The following is a 9,326-nucleotide window of genomic DNA, read 5'->3' on the forward strand; positions in this document are numbered from 1 at the left end:
CCGCGTGTGCCACCTCGGCCGGGGCCGGCTCCGGCAGTGCGCCAGCGGTCAGGTCCTCCGGGCGACCCCGCGCGGTCGTGGTGTCGGCGGGCCGGTGCCCGCGCAGCCGCGCTCCCTGCAGGGTCGCGCGGATCCGGGCGAGCAGCTCGGCCGCCGCGAACGGCTTGACCACGTAGTCGTCCGCGCCCACCTCCAACCCGGCCACGCTGGCGTCCTCGCCGGCCCGGGCGGAGAGCACCACCACCGGCAGGGCCCGGGTCCCGGCCTGCGCCCGTACCCGGCGGACCAGTTCGAAGCCGTCGATGTGGGGCATCATCACGTCGGTCAGCACCAGATCCGGCGGCTCCCGCCGGATCGCCTCCAGGGCCTGCCGACCGTCGCCGACCGTCTCCACCCGCCAACCCTGGCCGGTCAGCAGCCGGCTCAGGTACGCGCGCATGTCGGCGTTGTCGTCGGCCACCAGGATCCGGGCGCCGCGCAGCCCGTCCGTCGGCCCGTACGCCGCCGGCTCCGCGGGTGCGGCCGTGACCGCCCGCGTCGGGTCGGCCAGCCAGCCGATCGCCTCCTGGGCGGCGGCCCGGGCCGCGTCGCCGCTGCCGTCCCCGCCCACCGCCGGCGTGGCGTCGACGCGCTCCAGGGCGGACCAGGGCAGCGCGACCGTGAACGTGCTCCCGACGCCCACGCGGCTCGCCACCCGCACGTCGCCGCCTTCCAGCCGGGCGAGCTCGCGGACCAGGGCCAGCCCGATGCCGGTGCCCTCGTGGCTGCGGGAGCGGGCGCCGTGCACCCGGTGGAACCTCTCGAAGAGCCGGGGCAGCTCCTCCTCGGCGATGCCGATGCCGGTGTCGGAGACGGTCAGTCGCACCTCATCGTCGTCGGCGTCCAGCCCGACGCGGATCCGGCCGACGAAGGTGTACTTCAGCGCGTTGGACAGCAGGTTCGTGACGATGCGTTCCCAGTTGACCGGGTCGACGGCGACCGGACGCGCGAGCGGCGGACAGTCGACCTCCAGCCGCAGCCCGGCCCGTTCCACCGCCGCCCGGAAGACGCTGGCCAGCTCGGCGGTGAGGCCCGCCAGGTCGACCCGGCGGGCGTTGCTGCGCGCCTGGCCCGCCTCAAGGCTGGAGAAGGTGAGCAGGCTGTTGACCAGCGTGAGCAGCCGGGTGGCGTTGCGCCAGGCGGTGTCGACCCGCTCCCGCTGCGCCGCCGGCAGCGGATGCCGGTGATCGTGCAGCGCGTCGGCCAGCGGGCCGAGCATCAGGGTCAGCGGGGTGCGGAACTCGTGGCTGACGTTGGTGAAGAAGCTGGTCTTCACCCGGTCCAGCTCCGCCAGCGCCTCGGCGCGCCGGCGCTCCTCCTCGTACGCCTGCGCGTTGCGTACCGCGACCGCCACCTGCTGGGTCAGCAGCTGGAAGAACGAGCGGTACGCCTCGTCCAGACCCCGGCTCGGGCTGACCCCGACCAGCAGCACCCCGAGCGGCTGGTCCGCCTCGGCCGAGGGCAGCGGCAGGGCCAGGGCCGTGTCGACCGGGTCGTCCCACGGGCCGGCCGGCAGGGTGAGGCGCTCGGCCACCCCGGTGACCTCCGTTGCCGTACCTTCGGCGGCGGCCGACAGCCCCCAGGCCCGGTCGTCGACGTCGGCGGCGGTCACGGTGTCCGGCAGCGCGGCGGCGACCGGGTCGCCGCCGACCAGGGCGACCCGGCGCAGCAGCGCGCCCTCCCGCAGGTAGATCGCGGCGAACGGCACGTCCAGGGGGTGCCCGCCGATCGCCCCGGCGAGTCGGGCGGTGGTGCTCGCCGCGTCGACGGTGCGGCCGTCACCGCGCACGGAGAGGTCCCGCAGCAGGCGCAGCCGGCGCTCGCCGACCACCTGCTCGGTCACCTCGCTGCACACGGTGAGCACCCCCACCGTGCGTCCCTCGTCGTCTCGGGCGGGGGCGTGCGAGACGCTGAAGTACGCCTCCTCGCGGTAGCCGGCCCGGTCGAGCAGCAGTTGCAGGGCGGGCACCCAGCTGGCCACCCCGGTCGTCATCGCCTCGTCGATCAGCGGGGCCAGCACGTCCCAGCCCTCGGCCAGGGTGACCCGCACGTCGTCGCCGAGCGCCACCGGGTGCTTGTCGCCGATCAGCTGCGCGTACGCGTCGTTGTAGAGCTGGGTGAACTCCTCGCCCCAGAGCAGCAGCATCGGGTACCGGGAGGAGAGCACCATCCGCACGGCGGCACGCAGGCTCTGCGGCCAGCCGGCGACGGGGCCGAGCGGGGTGGCCGCCCAGTCCAGCCGCGCCATCAACCGCCCTGTCTCGCCCCCGTCGGCGAACACATCCCCCGTGGGCCGCGTCACCCTCGACCGCACCTCATCGCAGCCCTCGCTTCCGGGCCCGGCGACCCCTGCTGGCGTTACCCGCACATCCTGGCACCCGGCATCACCTGCACACCCGCCGGCACCCCAGCGGACCTCTGTACCCACCCCCGGACGGGGCGACACCTCCGCCGTCAGGTCGGTGCGCGGGTTTCCGGGCGCTTCGGCCGCCGAGGCCCGACCGGCCCCGCGCCACGGCAGCGGCCGTGCACCGGGCCGGCCCCGCCGGGAGCGCCCGGCCGGCTGCCCCGGACGTCACCGGCCCCCCTCGACCAGTTCGGCGAGCATCCCCTCACAGCTGCGCACGACGACCTGCGCGGCCCGCCGCTGCGCCAGCCGGAGCAGGGGGTCCTCCGCGCGGTCCCGCCAGCGCCACTGCGCCTCGGACGCCGCCTCCCAGAGCTGCTGCACGGTCGCGTCGTGCTCGACGCCGAGCCGGGTGGCCAGGTCCATCCCGTCGCCGCCGATCAGCCTGCGCGCCTGCGTGGTCAACTCGGTGTCGAACCCGAGCCCGGGGCCTCGCAGCGCCCCGAGCAGGCGTAACTCCTGGAATTCGTGTGCGCCGGCGAGGATCTGCTCCACCGTGCCGAACAGCTCGCCGGTGCCCGGGCCGGGCTCCGTGCGCAGCAGCGTCTCCACGGCGGCCAGCGCCGAGCGGGACTTGAGCGTGTCCCGCCGGTCGACGAAGAAGCGGTTCACCGACTCGCGCAGCTCGGTCAGACCGCTGCGCCGGATGAGTTCGGCGGAGAGCTTGGTCCGGCTGTCACAGCCGGTACGCACCAGGGTCGTCGCCAGCCTGACCCCGAACAGGCCGAGCCGGTCCAGCAGCGCGGCGCGCACCTCGGCGTCCAGCCGTACCGGCAGCTCGCCGCGGACGAAGCGGTCGGCGGAGAGCAGGTGCGGCTCCAGCTCGGGGCGGGGCACCCGGGCCAGCTGCGCGAGCGCGGCGAAATCGGACTCGCTGAGCACCCGGCCGGCCAGACCGATCTGCCCGCTGCACGCCACCAGGTTCACGCAGAGCGCGTTCACCCGTGGGTCGCGGTGCTGCCGCCTGGCGAGCTGGCGGGCGGTGAGCAGCGCGTCGATCCGTCCGCCACCGGTCTCGTCGACCCGGGAGAGCACCATGATCACGTTGACCGGTGCCGCCTGCCCCACCGCGCTCTCCCGGCTGGACTCCAGCGCCCGCAGGTCGGTGCCGCGACCGTCGCGGGTCAGGTACAACACCGCGTCGGCGTCACGCAGCACCCGGTCCATGACCGAGGTGCGGCCGTGCTGGCCGGCCTCGGTGATCGCAGGCGTGTCGATCAGGGTCACCTGCCGCAGGGCGCGGGTCGGCCACCGCACCACGATGTCGCGCAGCTCGCCCGCCCGCCAGCCGACGAGGTCCACCCGCATGCCGGTCGCCGACTTCGCCATCGCCAGTTCCTGCGGCGGGTGGCTGACCGAGTAGGCGGTGGCGCGCGGCTGCGTCCCGTCCTCGTACCAGGTGAAGACGCCGTCGCCGTCCGCGCCGCCGACCGGCGCGACCTCCTCGCCCATCATCGCGTTCAGCACGGTCGACTTTCCGGAGCGCCACGGGCCGGCGACCGCGATGCGCAGCGGTTGCTCCAGCCGGGCCAGCTGGTGCCGGAGGTGCGCGGTCGCCCGGGGGTTGTCCCGGTAGAGGTGGAGGGCCTGGTGCAACAGTCCCCACACCGCCTCGTGCAGCCGCAGCCCGACCGTCATGCCCGGGGCCCCAGCGACGCCGGGGCGGGGCGGGCGACGGTCAGCTGCTGGGCCCGTTCGTAGAGTTCGGCCAGCCGGGCCATCCTGAGCCGGATCTCGCGTTGGCGCTGGTCGCGGACGGCAGCCTCGGTGTCGGCCGCCTGTTTGGCGGTTCGGAACGACTGGATGATGGCCTCCTGCAACTCCTCGGTCAGCGCCGTGAAGTGGTCCCGGAGCATCCGTTGCACCTGTCGGGTGCTGTCCCGGCAGTCCTTGGTCACCCGCACGAAGAAGTCGTCGACGTGCCGTTGGATCGCCGTCTTGACGGTCGCCTGGCGGCGGCGCAGCAGTTGCCTGCCCTCGTCCCGGATGCTCTTGCCGCCGAACAGGGCGCCGGCCCCGATCGAGACGGGGTTGATCATCGGCATGCCGGCCAGCGTCAGCGCCAGGCCGAACATCAGCAGGCCGCCGTACGAGCCCTTCATGCCGGTGAACACCTTCTGGCTCGCGGTGAACCGGTCGATGCTCGGCCGCTCCATCTCCGGCAGCCGGTCGCCGAGGTCCTCCGGCACCGTCATCGACCAGGACGGCAGCATGTCGTCGCCGTACCGGGCGAAGGTGTCGGCCACCCGGCGGGCGGCCCAGTCGCAGCGCTGAACCAGCCATTCGCGGTTCGCCTCCGCCGCCTCGATGAGGCTGCGCTGCAACCACTCCTGGAAGGTGTCCCAGGTGACCAGCGGGTCGGCCGTCTCGAACGCCTCGTCGACCATCCGCAGGATCTGTCGGGTCCGGTCGCGCAGGTCGTGCTCGACGTCGGAGAGCAGGTCGGCCATCTCGTCGGCCAGCGTGTTCTGCCACCGGGTGGAGCAGCGGCGCAGCTCGTCGACCTCGCGTTGGGCCGCGTGCAGGCGGGAGATCGGGCCGGACTGCTCCTCGGCCCGCTGACCCTCCAGTTCGGCGCGCAGTGGCGCGGCGAGCTGCTCCACCACCGTGCGGGCGGTCAACACCACCGCGGTCCGGGCCAGCACGTCGGGCTTGCCGGCCAGGTTCTGTTGCAGCCGGGTGATCAGCGCCGGGAAGCCGGACTCGGCGTTGAGCGCGTGGTCGTCGGTGGCGGCCGCGCGTAGTCGCAGCGCCGCCGAGACGGGGATCAGGGTCGCCGGCACCCCGGCCTCGGCCAGGTGTCGCCGGTTGCGCTCGGCCACCGCGCGCCAGTCCGCCACCAGGTCAATCTTGGTCTGCACCACCGCCACGTTCGGATGCGCCCGGGTGACGTGCAGCAGCACGTTCAGTTCGGCGACGGAGAGTTCCCGGGTCGAGTCGGAGACCAGCAGCACGGCGTCCGCATGGCTCAGCGCGGCGATCGGGCCGGCGCCGCCGGGTGCGGCCACGTCGTCGCTGCCCGGCGTGTCCACCAGCATCAGACCGGCGCCGAGCAGGGCACGCGGCAGGCCGACCTCGACGTACGCGGGGCCACCACCCGACCGCCGCCCGACGGCGCCGGACACCCCGGCCGCGATCTGGTCCAGCGGCACCGGGGTCCGTTCCACGGTCACCGGGCCGGCCGCGTCGGCGGGCCGGCCAGGAACCGACGGCGGCGCCTGCACCACTGTGGCCGAGGCGGTCTCGGCGTGGCGCAGCACGGTCGGCAGAACGGTGGTGCGACCGTCACCGACCGGGCAGACGGGCGCGTTGACGATCGCGTTGACGAGCTGGCTCTTGCCCTGGTTCGGTTCGCCGATGACCAGGACGCGCAGCGTCGGGTCGAGCAGTTGGGCGCGTTTCTGCCGGACCGCCTGGAGCAGGTCGGCCCGGCCGTGTTCGCGGCACGTACGGGCCATCTCGTCGAGCACGTCCAACCAGATCCCCGCCGTCACCGCACCAAGTGTGCTGATTTCGGCTCAATTATCAAGTGGGGCCGGAGCTGACGCGGGGGAGAGGCCGGATCGTCCACGACGATCCGGCCTCTCCCGCTCGCACCGGAACCCGATCAGAACAGACCGTCGCCGAGACCCAGCACACCGCCGGTCGAGGCGGACGCCTCGCCGTGGACCCCCGCGTCGGCGCTGACGCCCCCGGTCACACTGCCCACCGTGCCGTCGACGCCGGACAGCACGCCGTCGACCTGGCCCGTCACACCGCCCACCGTGGACGGCACGTCGACCGGCGGGACCACGCCCGTGCCGTCGCCCAGGCCGAGCCCGCCCAGGGTGTCGTCCACACCGAGCGAGCCGACGACGCCCTCGAGCTGGCCGTGGGTGCCGGCGAGCGGGCCGCCGAGCAGGCCGTCGGGGGTGCCGAGCAGCCCGGAATCGGTGGCGTCGAGCACGCTGTCGGGATGCCCGACCGTGCCGGCCACGTCGCCGACCGCCGGGTCGGCGGCCGTGTCCACCGCGCCCACCACGTCGGCGTCGAGGGTGTGCGCCACGTCGTGCACCCCGGTGAAGTCGGTGTACAGGCCGGTCGGGTCCACGCCCAGACCGATCCCGGGCAGCACGGTCGCCCCGGCCGCGACGGCCGACGGGTCGACGGCGATGGCGCCCAGTACGCCGGCCTTGAGGTCGACCGCGTTGTACGAGCTGCTGAGGGTGATCTGCTGTGCCACGCCCTGCAGTTGGCCGACCACGTCGGTCGTGTCGGTCAGCAGCGGGTCGGCCCCGAGCTCACCGGTCACCGGGGCCACCGGTGCGAGCCCGTTGACCGGGGCGTAGTCGACCACCAGCGGGACCACGTCCTGCACGTCGGTGGCGGTGAGGTCGGTGAGCCCGGCGGCCCGCAGCGAGCCCTCCGGGTCGAGGTCGAAGGCCGACCGGGCGTCGGGGTCGGTGAGCAGGTTGAGCACGAAGTCGTGCAGGGTCTGGTCCATGTGCCGGTTCTCTCCTCGGACGTGGTCGTCAGCGACCGTCGATCGTCGACAGCGACGCTACGGCCGGTGGCCGGCATCGGTCATCGGGGACGACCCCGCAATTCGACCCGCCCGATTAGGGGCACCACCCCCTCCCACGTTAGGGGGACTGGGGGTCCCGGACCGGCCGGATTTAGGGCTCCTGATGCCGGAGTGATCTCTGGTACGAACGTAGGAGCCCGCGGGGTTCGCCGGGGGTGGTCGCCGTACGGTGCGCCGACAAGGTTCGCCACCGGCCGGTCAACTCCCGGTGAAGGAAAGAGAGAGATGCCGTACGTCCTGGGGATAGACATCGGAAACACCACCACCGCGGCCGCCGTGTCCCGGCGACGCGACACGACCTGGACCCGCCCCGAGGCGGTCGCGTTGGGCGTCGGCTCGGTGACGGTCCCGTCGGTGCTGCACCTGACCGCGGACGGGACCTTCACGGTCGGTGAGCCGGGCACCGGTGACGGATGCCGGACCGCCCGCGACTTCGTCCGCCGGGTCGGCGACGACGTGCCCCTGCTCCTCGCCGGCGAGGCGTGTCCGCCGCAGACGTTGGCCGCGGTGCTCGCGACCTGGGTCGTGGAGCGGACCGTCGACCGGGAGGGCGGCCCCGCGCAGGCCGTCGTGATCAGCCATCCCGCCGGCTGGGGCCGGTACCGGCGCCAACTGCTGCACCGCGCTCTGTGGGAACTCGGCCTGGGAGACGTCACGTTGCTGCCCCGCACCGTCACGGTGGCCGAGAGCCACGCGGTCCGGGGATTCGCCGGCACCCGGGCCGCCGTCTACGCCCTCGGTGGCAACACCTTCGAGGCGGCCCTGGTCCGCCGCAACCCGCGCGGCACGTACGAGACCTTCGGCCTCCCGCAGGCGCTGGAATGCTTCGGCGGCGTGGACTTCGACGAGGCGCTGGCCGAACACGTACGGAGCACGCTCAGCCGCGAGCTCGCCACCGCGCCCCGGGAGACGGACGCCGCGTTGCGCGGACTGCTGCCCGAGTGCGACCGGGCCAAACGGGAGCTGACGGTCGCGGTGGAGACCGACGTCGTGCTGACCCTGCCGACCGGGCCGGTCCGGGTGCCGGTGAGCAGGGTCCGGTTCGAGGACATGATCCGGCCGGCCGTGCAGGCGACCGTCGACCTGCTGGTCCGCACCGTCCACTCCGCCGGATTGACGCCGGAGCAGCTCGACGGCGTCCTGCTCGCCGGCGGTTCCACCCGGATCCCACTGATCGCCGAGCTGCTCGTCGGGGCCTTTCCCGTACCGGTCGAGGTGGAACCCGACCCGCAACTCACCGCCGCCACCGGTGCCGCGCTGGCCGCCTGCCAGGTGGTGTCGCCGCGCCCCGGGCGGCCGGAGCCGGCCGGCGAGCCCCACCCGGACGGTGAGCCGGTCCGTGAGCCCGAGGCGGCCACCGGCGTCGCCCGGGTCGCCGCCGCCGTCGCCACACCGCGGCGATCCGCCCGACACCGTCCGCTCCGGAGCGAACCGCCACCCCGCCCTCCGGTCCGGTTCACCCCGCTGGAACTGCCGAAGGCGTCCCGCCTGGCGCTGGCCCGTGGCCGGGGGCGCGAAGGATGACCACCATGATCGTGAACACCGCCGCCGGTTGTCCGCTCGTGCTGGGCCCGGAACCGCAGGCCCTGCTCGACGCCGCCGCGGCAGACCCGGCGGCGCCGCTCGTGCTCGCCGTGACCGGCCCCGGCGGCCACGGCCTCAGCGCCTACCTCCACGAGCTCGCCGAGGTCTACCGGCGGGCCGGGATCACCGTCCAGGAGGGACTCCCGGACCGGGACGGCGAGGTCGACCCCGACGCGGTGCTGCTGGTCGACGACGCGCACGTGCTCGACGACGCCCGGCTGCACACGCTGCGCCGCCTGGTGGCCGCCCGCCGGCACCGTCTCCTCGTCGGGTACCGGCCGTGGCCCCGACCGGCGGCACTGGTCGAGCTGGCCGACGCGCTCCGGCGGGACGGGCACCTGGTCCTGCTCACCCCGTTCACCCGAGAGCAGACCGCCGCCTACCTCGCCGCCGCACCCGAGGTCGGACGCCGCCCGGACCTGGTCGACTTCGTGCACGCCCAGTCCGGCGGCGTTCCCCGCGACGTCGAACGACTGCTCCGAGCGCTGTCTGGACAGGAGAACCGACCGGCCGCCCCGACCGAACCGCCCCGGCAGGTCGTCCTGCAGTTCGCAGCGGACCTGGAGAACCTGGCCCCCGACGTCCGGCGGCTGCTGCTGGCCGTCGCCGCCGGCGTACCGCTGCCGGTGGACCTGCTGCGCGCGCTGCTCGGCCGCGATCCTGACGAGGTGGACGAGCTGGTCGCCGAGGCCCGGGCGGCCGGCCTGCTCGGCGCGGACAGCCGGCTTTCGC

At 74.4% G+C, this 9,326-nt stretch carries 6 protein-coding genes; 2 read left to right on the plus strand and 4 right to left on the minus strand.

The features are described 5' to 3' along the window. The 4 genes from NCC78_RS22230 to NCC78_RS22245 form a co-directional block, all read right to left on the minus strand. Positions 1 to 2,341: ATP-binding response regulator (locus tag NCC78_RS22230; protein ID WP_250796791.1), on the minus strand; the 2,341-nt coding region annotated here is incomplete at its 3' end. 273 nt (positions 2,342 to 2,614) lie between these two features. Further along, positions 2,615 to 4,084: a dynamin family protein gene (locus tag NCC78_RS22235; protein ID WP_250796792.1), complete on the minus strand. Its 1,470-nt coding sequence runs from the start codon at positions 4,082 to 4,084 to the stop codon at positions 2,615 to 2,617. After that, positions 4,081 to 5,940, minus strand: coding sequence for a dynamin family protein (locus NCC78_RS22240; protein ID WP_250796793.1), 1,860 nt, complete (start codon positions 5,938 to 5,940; stop codon positions 4,081 to 4,083). Before NCC78_RS22240 ends, NCC78_RS22235 begins: the two co-directional genes overlap by 4 nt. A gap of 113 nt (positions 5,941 to 6,053) precedes the next feature. Continuing rightward, positions 6,054 to 6,929 (minus strand): IniB N-terminal domain-containing protein, encoded by an 876-nt coding sequence (locus NCC78_RS22245; RefSeq protein WP_250796794.1) that lies wholly within the window; start codon positions 6,927 to 6,929, stop codon positions 6,054 to 6,056. A 306-nt stretch (positions 6,930 to 7,235) separates the two neighbouring features. Here NCC78_RS22245 and NCC78_RS22250 point away from each other — a divergent pair, with 306 nt between their 5' ends. Both NCC78_RS22250 and NCC78_RS22255 read left to right on the plus strand, forming a co-directional pair. Beyond that, positions 7,236 to 8,534: an Hsp70 family protein gene (locus NCC78_RS22250; protein ID WP_250796795.1), complete on the plus strand. Its 1,299-nt coding sequence runs from the start codon at positions 7,236 to 7,238 to the stop codon at positions 8,532 to 8,534. A 5-nt stretch (positions 8,535 to 8,539) separates the two neighbouring features. Beyond that, on the plus strand, positions 8,540 to 9,326 hold a 787-nt coding region (locus NCC78_RS22255; RefSeq protein WP_250796796.1), incomplete at its 3' end, for a hypothetical protein.

It is taken from the genome of Micromonospora phytophila, from assembly GCF_023656545.1.
Taxonomy (GTDB): domain Bacteria; phylum Actinomycetota; class Actinomycetes; order Mycobacteriales; family Micromonosporaceae; genus Micromonospora; species Micromonospora phytophila.

Coding starts and splice junctions, on each gene's coding strand:
- NCC78_RS22250 (WP_250796795.1), top strand. CDS start 7,236: ATGCCGTACGTCCTGGGGATAGACATCGGAAACACCACCACCGCGGCC.
- NCC78_RS22235 (WP_250796792.1), bottom strand. CDS start 4,084: ATGACGGTCGGGCTGCGGCTGCACGAGGCGGTGTGGGGACTGTTGCAC.
- NCC78_RS22245 (WP_250796794.1), bottom strand. CDS start 6,929: ATGGACCAGACCCTGCACGACTTCGTGCTCAACCTGCTCACCGACCCC.